We start from the raw sequence: 14,474 nt of genomic DNA, 5'->3' as shown, positions 1-14,474 counted from the left end.
AGGCTGCGGGACGTGCCGTTCACGCTCGCGCATCCCGCAGCCATCCTGCCCCTGGTCCGACGTCCGCTGGTGGCGTCGGCCCTGGTGGCAGGGGCGGTGGCGCCCGACCTGCTGTACCTCGACCCGATCTACCGCTTCGCCACCCAAGGGATCAACGGCAACTTCACGCTGACCCTCACGCACAAGCTCTCGTCCGCGCTGTGGCTGGACCCTCTCCTGGCTCTGATCTTGTTGGTCGCCTTCACGGTGGTGGTTGAGCGCCCGCTGCTGGCCCTGGCCCCGGCCGGTCTGGCTGCTCGCCTGCCCACCCCCTCCTTGCGGGTGCCCTCGACGGCTGTCCTGCTGTGGACGGTTGTGTCGGCGGTAATCGGGGCTCTCACGCACGTCCTCTGGGACTCGTTCACCCACTACGACGGCTACTTCGTCCGCCGGTATCACTCGTTCTTCACGGCGCAGGTGACTGGTGCGTGGGACGTCAACCGCATGCTGCAGTCCGTGAGCACCGTCGGCGGTTGCCTGATCCTCGCCGTCTGGCTCTACCGCTGGTACCGGCGGGTTGATCCGCAGTCGGTCGCGGGGGATGACCACGTCCCGTCTTGGGTGCGGTACGTCGTACTGGCTGCGATGGTGCTCATCGGTCTGGCCGGAGCTGTCGTCCAGTTGAGCAGGACGGACCTCGTCGGCGAGACCGCCGCCCGGTCGGTGCTGACGGGTGTCGCGTCGGGATGCCTGGCGGCGCTCGCCTGGTACGTCGTCCTGTGGCACCTCTTCCGGCTCCGCGGCCGTGTGGCCGCGCTGTGACGCTACGGATGGGGCAGCGTGATCGGCGTGTGACACGTGGGACTCGAGAGGTAATCGGGGTAGCCTGCTAGATATGGCGACCCGCACGTCTTCCCCGGCGCGGGCGCAGAAGTCGGCAGCCAAACGGCCGAGTACGGTTCGTTCGGCTGCTGGTGGACGCTCCCGTCCGTCAGGCGCCCAGAAACGTGGGCAGAGCGCGAAGCGCGGTGGATCCTCCGCCGCGCGGACCAGTACGCCCAAAAACGGCGGAGCGGGCCCGTTCGCGGCCGCCATGATCGCTCTCGGCCGCGGTGTCGTGAAGATCTGGATCGGCATCGCGCACCTGCTCGGCAGCATGGTCCGCGGCATCGGCCACGGCGCCCGTGACCTCGATCCCGAGCACCGCCGCGACGGCGCCGGCATGTTCCTGATCGGCCTGGCGGTCGTGGTGGCCGCCGCCATCTGGTGGGACCTCCCGGGCGCAGTCGGCCATGGCATCCGGACCGTCGTCGGCGGCAGCGTCGGCATGCTCGGCTGGGCCGTGCCGTTGCTGTTGCTCTTCGTGGCGGTCCGCACGCTGCGTCACCCGGACCGCAACGGTCCGGCCGGGCGTCAGGTGATCGGCTGGACCGCGGTCTCGCTCGGAGTACTCGGCCTGATCCACATCGCCAACGGCCTGCCCCGTCCGGGCAACCCCGCCGACGCCCCGCTGCAGGACGCTGGCGGCGCGATCGGGTACGTCGTCTCCTCACTGCTCTCGGACCTGCTCACGCAGTACGTCGCCGCGCCGCTGCTGGTCCTGCTGGCGATCTTCGGTGCGCTGGTGATCACCGCGACTCCGGTCTACGCGATCCCGCTGCGCGTCCGCGCGGCGTTCGACGTACTGATGGGACGTACGGCGCTGCCCGAGGACGCTCCGTCCGTCGCCGCGGCACCGACCGACGACACCGTGCGGCTGACCCGCAAGGAGCGCCGGGCCAAGGCCGCTGCGGACGAGGAGGACGGGGAGCCGACGGTCAAGCCGTACGACTCGCCCGTGCTCGAGGGCCGGGAGATCTCCAAGCGCGGCCGCAAGGCGAAGGCGACGCCTGCGCCGGACGAGGACGCGTACGACGTCGACGCGGATGCGGCCGCCGCTGCTGCCGCGGCCGGGCCGGTGGTTGCCGCGAGCAAGTCTTCGGACGGGCCGCCCGAGCCGCCGCCACATACTCCGCTGCCGCAGCGCGTGGAGCAACTCAGCCTGTCCGGCGACATCACGTACACGCTGCCCGACGGCCAGATGCTCAAGCCGGGCTCGGTGCACAAGGCGCGGACCAAGGCGTCCGACCAGGTCGTCGACCGGCTGACCGAGGTGTTCGACCAGTTCGGCATCGACGCGCAGGTCACCGGCTACACCCGTGGCCCGACAGTCACCCGCTACGAGGTCGAGCTCGGCTCGGCGGTGAAGGTCGAGAAGGTCACCGCGCTGTCGAAGAACATCGCTTATGCGGTCGCCTCGGCCGACGTCCGCATCCTCTCGCCGATCCCGGGCAAGTCCGCGATCGGCATCGAGATCCCGAACACCGACAAGGAGATCGTCAGCCTCGGCGACGTGATCCGGTCGGCGACCGCCCGCAACGACCACCACCCGATGGTGGCCGGCCTGGGCAAGGACGTCGAGGGCGGCTTCGTCGTCGCGAACATGGCGAAGATGCCGCACCTGTTGGTCGCGGGTGCTACCGGCTCGGGTAAGTCGTCGTTCGTGAACTCGCTCATCACCTCGGTCCTGATGCGGGCCACCCCGGACGAGGTGCGGATGATCCTGGTCGACCCCAAGCGGGTCGAGCTGAACAACTACGAGGGCATCCCGCACCTGATCACGCCGATCATCACCAACGCGAAGAAGGCGGCCGAGGCGCTGCAGTGGGTCGTCCGCGAGATGGACATGCGGTACGACGACCTGGCCGCGTTCGGGTTCCGGCACGTCGACGACTTCAACAAGGCGGTCCGTGGCGGCAAGGTGAAGCCGCCGCCCGGCAGCGAGCGGGTGCTGACGCCGTACCCCTATCTGCTCGTCATCGTCGACGAGCTGGCCGACCTGATGATGGTCGCGCCGCGCGACGTCGAGGACTCGATCGTCCGGATCACCCAGCTGGCCCGTGCGGCAGGCATCCACCTGGTGCTCGCGACCCAGCGGCCGTCGGTGGACGTGGTGACCGGTCTGATCAAGGCGAACGTCCCGTCCCGGCTGGCGTTCGCGACCTCGTCGCTGGCCGACAGCCGAGTCATCCTGGACCAGCCGGGTGCGGAGAAGCTGGTCGGCCAGGGTGACGGCCTGTTCCTGCCGATGGGCGCGAGCAAGCCGATGCGTATCCAGGGCGCCTGGGTGACCGAGTCCGAGATCCGCGGCGTGGTCGAGCACTGCAAGACCCAGCTCGAGCCGACGTACCGCGAGGACGTCACCGCCGTGGCCGGGCCGAGCAAGGACCTCGACGACGAGATCGGCGACGACCTCGACCTGGTCGTGCAGGCGGCCGAGCTGATCGTGTCGACGCAGTTCGGCTCCACGTCGATGCTGCAGCGTAAGCTGCGCGTCGGCTTCGCCAAGGCGGGTCGCCTGATGGACATCCTGGAAAGCCGCGGAGTCGTGGGTCCGAGCGAGGGTTCCAAGGCGCGCGACGTACTGGTCAAGCCGGACGATCTAGAGGACTTCATCGCGACCCTGCGAGGAGAGTGACGTGACCGCCGCTAGTGCGCAGCCCCGGACCGATCGCTTCGACGTGGATCCCAAGCCGGTGCCGTTCACCATCCGTTCCTCCCAGAAAGTGCATGGAGGACTGGCACTCGGCGCGGCCCTGGTCGCGGTGGGCTTCGCCGCGTCGGCCTCCACCAGTCCGACCGGCGTACTGCGCTGGATCGCGGCCGCGGCGTTCGCCGTACTCGCCGTGATCTGTGCGCGGGCGTTGACGGTCGGGGACATGCTGGTCGCCGACGATGTGGGTATCCGGTTGCGAATCGGCAACGAATGGATCGGGACCCGGTGGGAGGACATCGACCAGGTGACGGTGCTGAAGCGCCGCCATCCGCTCGACGACGGCCGGATTGCCGTTCATTTACAGGATCCTGGGCCGATCCTCGGCGCGATGCCGAGTTCGAGTCGCAAGACAACTGATGCGAATCGGCGGTTGACCGGCTCCTCACTCGCGATACCGTTCGGGTTGACGGCACGCCCGTCGAACGGGGAAGTCGTACAGGCACTGCACATGCTGGCGGACGCCAGGTGTCCGGTCAGGGAACAACTCTGAGTCTGGCGTGACCCCGTCGCACCAAGGCCGTTGACTTGATGTCGAGGGTCCTAGCCGTCGGCGAGACGACGACGGCCCGAGCAACCAGTCGGGCGATGGAGAGGACGGTGGGGACGTGAGCATCGGCAGCGAGCTCACGGCGGCCCGCGTACGGGCCGACATGACGATCGAGCAGCTGAGTGCCGCTACCCGGATCAGAACCGGGCTGCTCGTCGCCATGGAGGCCGACGACTTCTCTCGCTGTGGTGGAACCTTCTATGCCCGCGGGCACATCCGCTCGATCGCCCGCGTGGTCAAGGCCGACCCCGCGCCGCTGCTCGCGACCTTCGACGCCGAACATGCCGTCGAGGAGGAGAAGTCCCGCCGCGAGGAACGTGCCGTGGTCAAGCGGCCCTCGCTCCATCCGGCCCGCCCGCGCTGGGCCGTCGTGGTCGGCGCGATCCTGGTCGGCCTGATGGGCTGGGGCATGGTCCGACTCTTCACGCTGCCCAGCGACATCGAGGCCAACGCATCGAAGACCGCGAGCACCACTCCGGCCGTGACCACGCCGGTGGCGCCGAAGCCGACTCCCACGGCGACGTCGAAGGCCACCCCCAAGCCGCCACCGAGACCGCCGGCCCCCACTCACGTGAAGCTGGTGCTGACCGCGAAGGGCGATGGCTCGTACGTCACCTTGCGGAACAGCAAGGGCAAGCGTCTCTTCCAGGGCATGGTCGGTCCCGGCGTGACCCAGACCATCACGAACAAGGGCATCGTCCGCGTCTCCATCGGCGCGCCCGCCAACCTGGTCATGAGTCTGAACGGCGACCGCCTGCGAACCACCCTCTACCGCTTCACCGTCAAACCCGACGGCACGATCGTGAAGTCCTCCTGACGCCACGGCGGTCCGCCTGTTCCGCCCGGTAGAACTGGTGCGTGCGGTGGGGTGCGCGGGCGGTACGGAAGGTGACGGCTGGTTAGGTGGGGGACTGCGCGGCGAGTCATACTCGTGGGGATGACTACGCCTCCCACCACCGTCGCCCTGGTCACGCTGGGCTGTGCCCGCAACGATGTCGACTCCGAGGAACTCGCCGGCCGTCTCGAAGCCGGCGGCTTCCGGCTCGTCGAGGACGCCGCCGATGCGGACACCGTGGTGGTGAACACCTGTGGCTTCGTCGAGGCCGCCAAGAAGGACTCGGTCGACACCCTGCTGGCCGCGGCCGACTACAAGGACTCCGGCCGCACCCAGGCAGTCGTCGCGGTCGGCTGCCTCGCCGAGCGGTACGGCGAACAACTCGCCGACGCGCTTCCCGAGACCGACGCGGTCCTGAGCTTCGACGACTACGCGGACATCTCTGATCGCCTCCGCTCCATCCTCTCCGGCACCAAGCACCAGCCCCACGTCCCGCGCGACCGTCGCAAGCTTCTTCCGCTGGCCCCCTCCGCCCGCGCCGCCACCACTGGCGTAGCCATCCCCGGCCACGGAGACCACATCCCAGCCGAGCTCAAGCCCGTGCGGTCCACCGAGTCGGTGGAGTCTGACGAAGGACCTCAACCTCTCAAGGGGCGCTTCGTCACGACTGCGCCCGAGGAGTTGACGATCGACGCGCCCGACCTCGCGTCGGCGCCGGCGAGTGGGCCGCGGGTTGTGCGTCGTCGGCTGGACGGTGGACCGATGGCTCCGCTGAAGCTGGCGTCCGGGTGCGACCGGCGCTGTGCGTTCTGCGCGATCCCGATGTTCCGCGGCGCCTTCGTCTCCCGCCGTCCCACCGAGGTCCTCGGCGAGGCCCAGTGGCTCGCGGACAACGGCGTACGCGAACTGTTCCTGGTCTCCGAGAACTCCACGTCGTACGGCAAGGACCTCGGCGACCTTCGTCTGCTCGAGACCCTGGTCAGCGAGATCGCGGACGTCCCGGGTATCGCCCGCGTCCGCGTCTCCTACCTCCAGCCCGCTGAGATGCGCCCGACGCTCATCACCGCGATGACGTCGACCCCTGGCGTCGTCCCGTACTTCGACCTCTCCTTCCAGCACGCCTCCGGCCCGCTCCTGCGCCGCATGCGCCGCTTCGGTGACGCCGAACGCTTCCTGGACCTGATCGCCCAGGTCCGCGCCACGGCGCCGACGGCAGGCATCCGCAGCAACGTGATCGTGGGCTTCCCGGGCGAGACGGAGGAGGACGTCGATATCCTCTGCGACTTCCTCTCCCGGGCCGGCCTCGACGCGATCGGCGTCTTCGGCTACTCCGACGAGGACGGCACCGAGGCCGAGACGTACGACGGCAAGCTCGACGAGGACACCATCGCCGCCCGCCTCGACCGAGTGACCCGTCTCGCCGAGGATCTCACCTCCGCCCGCGCCGAGTCCCGCGTCGGCGAACTCCTCGAGGTCCTCCTCGAGTCCGTCGACCCAACCACCGACCCATCCACCGAAGCCGCCACCGCCACCGAAGCAACCACCGCCACCGCCACCGCCACCGCCACCGCAGCCGCCACCGCAGCCGCGGCTGACACCGACGCCGACGTCGACGCCGAAACCGGCCCAGCAGACGGACGGTCGGGTGAGGGACGGGCGGCTCATCAAGGCCCCGAGGTGGACGGTTCGACGACGGTGATCGGCCTTCCGGACGGGGTGAAGGTCGGGGACATGGTCTCGGCGAAGGTGGTCGGGACGGACGGTGTGGACCTGATCGCGGAGTTTGCGGCACTCGTGAGCCCCCAGGACAGCCGTCCGGCAGTTAACCTGACCGCGTGACCAACCCGCCGAACCCGGCGCCGCGCGCAGCCGGCCACCTTCACGCGCCCAGCGCGTGGAACGTGCCGAACGCGCTGACGGTGTTGCGGCTCGTGCTGGTCCCGCTTTTCGTCTGGCTGCTGCTTCGCGACGGCGGCACCGAAGACGGCAACCGGTTGCTCGCCACCGCCGCGTTCGTGGTGGCGATCGTCACCGACCGCTTCGACGGCGACATCGCCCGCCGGTGGAACCTGGTCACGAACTTCGGCAAGATCGCCGACCCGATCGCGGACAAGGCGCTCACCGGAGCGGCCTTCATCGGCCTGTCCATCCTCGGCGAGCTCCCATGGTGGGTCACCGTGGTCGTCCTGGTCCGCGAATGGGGTGTCACGGCGCTCCGCTTCTGGGTGATCCGGCATGGTGTGATGCCCGCCAGTCGGGGCGGCAAGCTGAAGACCGTCCTCCAGGCGATCGCTCTCGGCCTCTACCTCCTTCCATGGCAGTCGGTGGCGGTCGTCCACTGGACCGCTGTAGTGGTGATGGCCGCAGCCGTCATCGTGACGATCGTCACCGGCATCGACTACGTAGGGCGGGCCCTCCGCCTGCGAGCCGCGGCCAAGCGCCCCCTCCCATGACCCCCTGCGATCGTCGGCCGGATCGGCGTCTCGGGTGCACGGTGGCTGGATAGGTGACTGGTGTCGAGCGGATGGAGGGTGCAGTGTCGGACGGCGTCGTAGTTGGTGGGGGAGCGGACGACGAGCTGGGAGAGGCAGTCCGGCGGCTGGTCGCGCGGCTGAAGGACCGCGGCGAGACTCTGGCCACTGCTGAATCGTTGACGGGCGGACTGGTCGGCGCAGTGCTGACCGACGTACCCGGCGTGTCGGCCGTCTACCGGGGCGGTCTGGTCGTCTATGCCACCGACCTGAAGGCCCAGCTGGCCGGCGTGCCCGAGGACCTGCTGGCGGCTGTGGGGCCAGTTCACCCGGACACGGCCGAAGCCCTGGCCAACGGCGTACGAGAGCGTCTGGACGCCACCTACGGGCTGGCGACGACCGGTGTAGCCGGGCCCGACCCGCAGGGAGGCATCGAGGCGGGGACGGTGTACGTCGCGGTGGCCGGACCGGGCACGATTCAGGTGCGGAAGCTTGCGTTGAGCGGTGACCGGGCAACGGTCCGCAGGCGGAGCGTGCAGGCAGTTCTGGAACTCGCGATCGATCTTGTGCCGGAAGATCTCGACTGATCGGTGTGTTGAGACCAGCATGGAGACAGGTAGGGCAGACTGGCACGGCGCACCGAAGCTGGACATTGCGAGGAGTAGTGACCCAGCAACGGGTACCGTTGGTTCCTACGGTCGGGCTACCGTGCGGGTAGAGACGACCGGACAGGCGGAAGGGAGAAAGCTCATGGTGCTGGTTCGTGGCCTGCTGGGCGACGTACTGCGGCGTAAGCGGCTGCGCCAGGGGCGCACTCTCCGCGAGGTATCCGCCGATGCTCGCGTCAGTCTCGGCTACCTGTCCGAGGTTGAGCGCGGCCAGAAAGAAGCCTCCAGCGAGTTGCTCGCGGCGATCTGCATGGCTCTCGAGGTCCCGCTGTCGACCGTGTTCGCCGAGGTGAGTGAGGATCTGGCCCGCGAAGAGGCCCTGGTCCTGACGCATCCGGCCATCGAGCCCGAGGTCGTTGCCTCCGCCGCCTGACACCACGCTCAGGCACCTCATCACACGCTCCGTCCGGGAGCGACCGGCTGGATCAGGCCGGTCCTGGTCGGCCAGATCAGCTGCAAAGCCGGTATCGGGTCTGCGCCACGTTCCCTGAACATGCTGTTCGCGGTGAACAGATGCGTCGCCGAGTCCGGGAACCGCAGCAACTCGGCCTGCTCCGGCGGCGGGAAGTACTCCGACAGGTCGTCACCCTCGTCGAACACCGCGCCAGCCATCACCGCCCAGGCGAGCGGCTTCACACCCAGATAGGCCCAGCGTGGATCGCTGTCGAACACGATGATCTCGGGATGATCGTGCAGGCTGAGCCCGAGCGAGTAGCCGAACCCGGGATTGCGGTCGCCGTCGCCGTCGACATACTGCATCGTCCAGCCGTAGGTCTGGATGTTCTGGACCAGTTGCCGCGAGTACTGCTCGTCGGTCAAACCACCGCACCGGTCGCACATCACCTTCTCCTCTCGTTCGAACAGATGTTCGATACGCCGGAGAAGATATCCGTGTTCCGGCCTGTCGCCGGGGTTGTCCACAGGTCAGTTCGAGGGCTCCACGGCCGGCGCGCCGGGCTGGCACACCGGACACCAGTAGCTGACCCGCTCGCGGGTCGGTTCGCCGATCGACGCCGTCCGAATCGTCGTGCCGCAGCGCCTGCACTGTTTGCCGGCCCGCTCGTGCACCCAAGACCGCTGGCCTGGCCGGTCGATGCCGGTACTCACCTGGGCGCCGTTGCGCAGGTTGGCTTTCATCAGCCGTCGGCTGAGGTCGACGGCAGCCGGGATGTCGACGTCCGCGACTGGTCTCCACGGGTCGAGACCGAGCAGGAAGCAGACCTCGCTGCGGTAGAAGTTCCCGATCCCGGCGAGGTTCCGCTGGTCCAGGAGCGCCTCGCTGATGGTCCGCGCGGGGTCGGCCTCCAGGTTCGCGATCGCTTGGTCGCGGTCGAACGAAGGAGACAGCAGATCCGGCCCAAGGTGGCCGACCACGGTGTCTTCGGCGTCGGTCGCCACCAGTTCGAGCACCGGCAGGCGGTAGCCGACGGCCTTCCACGCCGCGGTCTCCAGCACCGCACGGATCTGGTGGTCCGGCCCGCCGTGCCAACGCTCGCCCGGCCGGTACAGATGCCAGCTCCCGTCCATCCGTAGGTGGCTGTGCACTGTCACTCCGCCGGAGACGCGCATGAGCAGGTGCTTGCCGCGTGCAATGACCTCGAGCATGGTCCGGCCGCAGAGGTCGGTCGTCGCCAGCGTGGGCACGCGGAAGTCCGTCGCCGTCAACTCCTGGCCGCTCAGCGCCTGATGCAGCCTCTTGCAGGCTCGCCAGACGGTGTCTCCCTCAGGCATGGCTCAGGCCCGTAGCCGCAGGCCCCGCGGCGTCGCATGGAAGCCTGCCTTGGCCAAGGCATCACCGAACGCGGTATGCCGGACCTGCTCGCCGTCGGCTGTCTCCACGCTCAGCTTCCCGAGTTGGCCGTCGCGGATCGACAGCGCGAGCGCGTCAACGGCCGGCTGCAGCAGATCGGGGTCTTCGGCGAAGCTCAGCACCGTCCGCCCGCCGCGCTCGACGTACACGATGAGCTGCCCGTCCACCATTACGACCAACGCTCCGGCCTTCCGCCCGGGTCGATGCCCGCTCGCACTCTCGCGCTCCGGCCACGGCAGCGCCGCGCCATAAGGGTTCGCCGGGTCCGAGGCCGCCAGTACGACGGCCCGCGCCGACAACTCCTCATCTCGACGATTGCGTCCCGCACCAACTCGCACCGGACGGATGTCGGCGCTCCCCGCCGTGCCAGGCAGCTCGGCCATCGCCCGCAGCCTGTCGACCGCACCGGGCAGCGCGAACTGCGCCGCACCGAGACCGGCCACGAAGTACCCACGACGGCACCGACCGGACTCCTCGAACGCGCTCAGCACTTTGTAGACCGCCGCGAACCCGCCCGGCGTCCGCTCGGTGATCACCGATCCCCGCGTGACGATCCCGTACCGATCGAGCAGCGTCTCAGCGGCAGCATGCGCGCGCCGGGTCGCGTCCTCGTTCCGCTCCGGCAGCAGCGACCACCGCCCACCAGCGGTCGGAGGGCCACTGCGCGCCGGCATGGCTGGGCGGCCAGGCCGGATCGGACGACCCGGCCGAGCACGAGGCGTCGTACGACGGGTCCGATGACTACCGCGACCTCCGCCGACCAGCGATCGGACCGGCGCGAGTGTGTCGTTGGTCAGATGTCCGGCCCAGACGAGATCCCACAACACGCCGACCAGCGTCTGGTCGTCCACCACACCCGACGCTGCGCCGACGACATCACTCAACTGGCGGAAGAAGAACGCACCGCCGCCCGACAACGCGTCCAGCACGGCCTGATGCGTCTCACCGGGCTCGAACGCCGGATCCGGATCGGGCAGCGTCAGGTCGCAGTTGTCCGCGAGATGCAACGACACCCACCCGTCGGTCCCCGGCAGCGAACCCGAACCCGCCCACACGACCTCACCAGTCGCCGTCAGTTCATCCAGCATCGACGGCTGATACCCAGGCACCCGCGACGGCAGCACGATCGACTCGAGCGCCGACGCCGGCACAGCGCATCCCGCCAACTGCTCGACCGCTCCAAGGAGTACGTCGTACCCTCGCCCGCGGCTACTGGTGATGCCCTGCCAAGCAGGCAGGAAGCGCGCGAGTGCGGAGGGATCGACCGGTTCGACCTCCTTGCGCAACGCCGCCAGCGACCTGCGCCGGAGCAAACGCAGCACCTCGCTGTCGCACCACTCCAGCGCGATGCCACCGGGCAGGAACTCGCCCTCGACGACGCGCCCCGCGGCACCCAACCGACGCAACGCATCGGTAACCACGGCGACGCCGATGCCCAGATGCGTCGCAAGATCGATGGCCCGGAACGGCCCGTGCGTCCGCGCGTACCGCGACACCAGATCCCCGAGCGGATCGGCGACCGGCTCGGCATGCGCCTCAGCAACCCCCGGTGGCAGTGGCACGCCGAGCGCGTCGCGCAAACGTGCGACGTCCTCGACCACGGCCCACCGGTGCTCGCCGGCGATCCGGACTCGCACCACCCGGCGAGCGGCCGCCAACTCGGTCAGCCAAGACTCCGCATCAGCACCATCCACACACCGCTGCGACGCCTCAGACACCGAGAGCGGACCGACCATCCGCAGTACGTCGAACAGACCTTCGCCATCGCGGGCACGGCGCTCCTCGGCGAGCCGCTGCAGCTCGGCCTCGGTCCGCAGAACTACCTCGGCGTCGAGCAACTCACGCAGCTCGGTCCGCCCGAGGAGCTCCGCCAGCAGGCTCTGATCCAGCGCGAGCGCGGCTGCACGCTTCTCCGCGAGCGGCGTGTCGCCCTCGTACATGAAGGCGCCCACATAGCCGAACAGCAACGACTTCGCGAACGGCGAGGCCTCGGACGTCTCCACCTCGACCACCGAGATCCGCCGCTCGCTGATCCCCGTCAGCAACTCCTTCAGCGCCGGCAGGTCGTACACGTCCTGCAGCACCTCGCGCAGCGTCTCCAGCACGATCGGGAACGAGCCGTACTTACTCGCCACACTCAGCAGCTGCGCAGACCGCTGCCGCTGCTGCCACAGCGGCGAACGTCGGCCAGGATTCCGCCGGGGCAGCAGCAACGCCCGCGCAGCGCACTCCCGGAACCGCGCCGAGAACAGCGCCGAACCGCCAACCTCCCCGGTGACCAGATCCTCGATCTCCGCCGGGTCGAACAGCACGAGCTCCGCACCCGGCGGCGCCTCATCCGTCTCCGGCAGCCGCAGCACGATCCCGTCGTCTCCCGACACCGACTGGGCATCCATGCCGTATCGCTCGCGCAGTCTCGCCGCGATCGCCAGCGCCCACGGTCCGTGCACCTGACCGCCGTACGGCGAATGCACGCAGACTCGCCAGTCGCCGAGCTCGTCGCGGAACCGCTCGACGACCACGGTCACGTCATCGGGCACCCGGCTCGTCGCGTCCCGCTGCTCGGCGAGGTACGACACCAGGTTGTTCGCCGCGTACTCGTCCAGGCCGGCCGCTCGCGCGCGCTCGACTGCCTTGGCCGCCGGGAGGGAGGCCATCTTCCGGATGAACGCACCGGTCGCCTCACCCAACTCGGCCGGACGGCCGACCGCGTCACCCTTCCAGAACGGCAACCGCCCCGGCTGTCCGGGCGCGGGCGAGACCAGCACGCGGTCGTGCGTGATGTCCTCGATCCGCCAGCTCGATGCGCCGAGGGTGAACACGTCGCCCACCCGCGACTCGTACACCATCTCTTCGTCGAGCTCGCCGACGCGATGGTTGGTCGACTCGCCGACCAGGAAGACACCGAACAACCCGCGATCGGGGATCGTCCCACCGCTGGTCACCGCGAGCCGCTGCGCACCGGGTCGTCCGGAGATCTCGCCACTGACCCGGTCGAACACGATCCGCGGTCGCAGCTCGGCGAACTCGTCCGACGGGTACCGGCCCGACAACATGTCGAGCACCCCGTCGTACGCCGATCGTGGCAGCGTCGCGAACGGGGCGCAGCGTCGTACCAAGGCAAAGAGCTCGTCGGCGTCGATCGTGTCCAGCGCGACGATCGAGACGATCTGCTGCGCCAGTACGTCGAGCGGATTGGCCGGGATGTGCAGGCTCTCGATCAGCCCGTCCCGCATCCGCTGCACGACGACAGCCGTGTCGATCAGGTCGCCGCGAAACTTGGGGAACAGCACTCCGCGCGACACCGCACCCACCTGGTGACCGGCACGGCCGACCCGCTGCAACCCGCTGGCCACCGACGGCGGCGCCTCGACCTGGACCACCAGATCGACCGCGCCCATGTCGATGCCGAGCTCGAGACTGCTCGTCGCGACCACACACGGCAGCCGCCCCGACTTCAGATCAGCCTCGATCAGCTGCCGCTGCTCCTTGCTGACCGAACCGTGGTGCGCCCGCGCGACCAGCGGCGGAGCGGCGAGCGAGGCACCGGACTGAGCCATCACCTGCGCCGGCGAACCGGCTTCGGCAAGCTCCAGCTCGGCTCGCTCGGCGGCGATCTCGTTCAGCCTGGCGGTGAGTCGCTCAGCCAGGCGGCGTGAGTTGGCGAAGACGATCGTGGAGTTGTGCTGCGCGATCAGGTCGAAGACCTGCTCCTCGACATGCGGCCAGATGGACGCGTGCTGCGGCGGACCGGCAGCCGATCCCGAGGTCTCGAGCTCGGTGGTGGCCAGCTCGGCCATGTCCTCGACCGGCACGACCACGCTCAGGTCCCACTGCTTGGCGAACTTCGGCTGGACCACGGTCACCGGCCGCTCGCCGCCGAGGAAGCGCGCCACCTCATCGACCGGTCGCACGGTCGCCGAGAGGCCGATGCGCTGCGCAGGTTGGGGCAGTAGTGAGTCCAGCCGCTCCAGTGTGAGCGCCAGGTGTGCGCCGCGCTTCGTCCCAGCGACCGCGTGCACCTCGTCGATGATGACTGTCTCGACGCCCCGCAGCGACTCGCGTCCCTGCGACGTCAGCAACAGGAAGAGCGACTCGGGCGTGGTGATCAGTACGTCGGACGGCCGGGTGGCGAAGCGGCGTCGCTCACCGGCCGGCGTGTCTCCGGAGCGCACCGCGACCTCGATCTCGAGCGGTGCCTCACCGAGCCGTCGTGCCGTCTCCCGGATCCCGATCAGCGGGGCGCGCAGGTTCCGCTCGACGTCGACCGCGAGGGCCTTCAGCGGTGAGACGTAGAGCACCCGGCAGCGCAGCTTGGGGTCATCCGGCGGGGGAGTCGTGGCCAGGCGATCCAGAGCCCACAGGAAGGCGGCCAGGGTCTTGCCTGAACCCGTCGGAGCGACCACCAGCGCATCCCGGCCCGCAGTGATGGCGTCCCACGCCTCGAGCTGGGCCGGGGTGGCCGCTTCGAAGACGTCGCCGAACCACGCCCGGGTCGCGGGCGAGAACCGGCTCAACGCGCTGGTTTTCGTCACGTCGACCATCTTGCCGGGTACCGCCGACAGTTTT

At 69.3% G+C, this 14,474-nt stretch carries 11 protein-coding genes; 8 read left to right on the top strand and 3 right to left on the bottom strand.

Annotation, left to right across the window (positions count from 1 at the left end; translation table 11 throughout):
• Positions 1 to 12: 12 nt before the first annotated feature.
• The 8 genes from E0H75_RS17015 (at position 13) to E0H75_RS16980 (ending at position 8,468) form a co-directional block, all read left to right on the top strand.
• Positions 13 to 801 (top strand): DUF4184 family protein, encoded by a 789-nt coding sequence (locus tag E0H75_RS17015; protein ID WP_131514512.1) that lies wholly within the window; start codon positions 13 to 15, stop codon positions 799 to 801.
• A 271-nt stretch (positions 802 to 1,072) separates the two neighbouring features.
• Positions 1,073 to 3,496 carry an FtsK/SpoIIIE family DNA translocase gene (locus tag E0H75_RS17010; RefSeq protein ID WP_131514769.1) on the top strand — a complete coding sequence of 808 codons (2,424 nt, stop codon included), beginning with the start codon at positions 1,073 to 1,075 and terminating at the stop codon, positions 3,494 to 3,496.
• A gap of 1 nt (position 3,497) precedes the next feature.
• On the top strand, positions 3,498 to 4,064 hold the full coding sequence (locus E0H75_RS17005; protein WP_131514511.1) for a hypothetical protein: 567 nt from the start codon (positions 3,498 to 3,500) through the stop codon (positions 4,062 to 4,064).
• A gap of 115 nt (positions 4,065 to 4,179) precedes the next feature.
• Entirely contained in the window at positions 4,180 to 4,938 is a 759-nt protein-coding gene (locus tag E0H75_RS17000; RefSeq protein WP_131514510.1) for a helix-turn-helix domain-containing protein, read from the top strand.
• A 120-nt stretch (positions 4,939 to 5,058) separates the two neighbouring features.
• Positions 5,059 to 6,795, top strand: coding sequence for a MiaB/RimO family radical SAM methylthiotransferase (locus E0H75_RS16995; RefSeq protein WP_131514509.1), 1,737 nt, complete (start codon positions 5,059 to 5,061; stop codon positions 6,793 to 6,795).
• Positions 6,792 to 7,409 (top strand): CDP-diacylglycerol--glycerol-3-phosphate 3-phosphatidyltransferase, encoded by a 618-nt coding sequence (gene pgsA, locus E0H75_RS16990; RefSeq protein WP_131514508.1) that lies wholly within the window; start codon positions 6,792 to 6,794, stop codon positions 7,407 to 7,409. Before E0H75_RS16995 ends, pgsA begins: the two co-directional genes overlap by 4 nt.
• Positions 7,410 to 7,462: 53 nt before the next feature.
• Complete coding sequence (locus tag E0H75_RS16985) at positions 7,463 to 8,014, top strand: CinA family protein (protein WP_238163071.1); 552 nt, start codon at positions 7,463 to 7,465, stop codon at positions 8,012 to 8,014.
• 163 nt (positions 8,015 to 8,177) lie between these two features.
• Positions 8,178 to 8,468, top strand: a complete 291-nt coding sequence (locus E0H75_RS16980; RefSeq protein ID WP_131351698.1) for a helix-turn-helix domain-containing protein — start codon at positions 8,178 to 8,180, stop codon at positions 8,466 to 8,468.
• A gap of 20 nt (positions 8,469 to 8,488) precedes the next feature.
• On the opposite strand, the gene E0H75_RS16975 is transcribed toward E0H75_RS16980, so the two are convergent.
• From E0H75_RS16975 to E0H75_RS16965, 3 genes are all read right to left on the bottom strand, one after another.
• Complete coding sequence (locus E0H75_RS16975) at positions 8,489 to 8,935, bottom strand: DUF4262 domain-containing protein (protein ID WP_131514507.1); 447 nt, start codon at positions 8,933 to 8,935, stop codon at positions 8,489 to 8,491.
• 84 nt (positions 8,936 to 9,019) lie between these two features.
• Entirely contained in the window at positions 9,020 to 9,826 is an 807-nt protein-coding gene (locus E0H75_RS16970) for an Fpg/Nei family DNA glycosylase (RefSeq protein WP_131514506.1), read from the bottom strand.
• A 3-nt stretch (positions 9,827 to 9,829) separates the two neighbouring features.
• Positions 9,830 to 14,449 (bottom strand): ATP-dependent helicase, encoded by a 4,620-nt coding sequence (locus E0H75_RS16965; protein ID WP_131514505.1) that lies wholly within the window; start codon positions 14,447 to 14,449, stop codon positions 9,830 to 9,832.
• Positions 14,450 to 14,474 lie beyond the last annotated feature (25 nt).

Source organism: Kribbella capetownensis (assembly GCF_004331485.1).
Lineage (GTDB): Bacteria > Actinomycetota > Actinomycetes > Propionibacteriales > Kribbellaceae > Kribbella > Kribbella capetownensis.
This window is presented reverse-complemented; position numbering and strand designations above follow the sequence as displayed.